Annotated in this window: 1 protein-coding gene; it reads left to right on the top strand. The window is 71.6% G+C overall.

Translation table 11 applies throughout. From position 1 onward, the window contains the following. Nucleotides 1-177 precede the first annotated feature (177 nt). Nucleotides 178-652: PfkB family carbohydrate kinase (locus AC27KI_RS26675; protein ID WP_487116904.1), on the top strand; the 475-nt coding region annotated here is incomplete at its 3' end.

Raw genomic sequence — 652 nt, 5'->3', positions numbered from 1 at the left:
TGGACACCGCCGACGAGGTGCGCGCCCTGGGCGCCGCGCTGCGCCCGGCCGCCCCGGTGGCCGACACAGGGAATGCACCATGAGATTTGCTATGAAAAATATAGCGATATGCCCCAGTATTCATTGCGCTGGGGCCGTTTTTGATGCGGCATGTGCCATGCCGGGAAAGGCCGCACCATGACGCCCGAAGTTCTGGCCGGCGCGGCCGCGCCTGCCCGCGTGTTCACCGTCACGCTCAACCCGGCCATCGACCAGACGGTGCGCATTCCCACGCTCGTGCCCGGCGCCGTGCACCGGGCGCTGGGGCAGCAGACCGAGGCCGGCGGCAAGGGCATCGGCGTGGCGGCGGTGCTGGCGGCCCTGGGTGTGCCGGTGACCTCCAGCGGCTGGCTGGGCGCCGAGAACGACGGCGTGTTCACCACCGCCTTCGCCGCCAGCGGCATCGCTGACGCCATGGTGCGGGTGGCGGGCAGCACCCGCACCAACATCAAGCTGGCCGATGCCGGGCGGGGCGACTCGACCGACATCAACCTGCCCGGCCTGTCCCTGCCGCCCGAGGCGCTGGCGCAGGCCGAAGCCCGGTTGCTGGCCACGCTGCAGCAGCAGGTGCAGTACGGCGACTGGTGCGAGCTGGCCGGCAGCCTGCCGCCCG

It is taken from the genome of Acidovorax sp. KPB24-03, from assembly GCF_057546605.1.
This window is presented reverse-complemented; position numbering and strand designations above follow the sequence as displayed.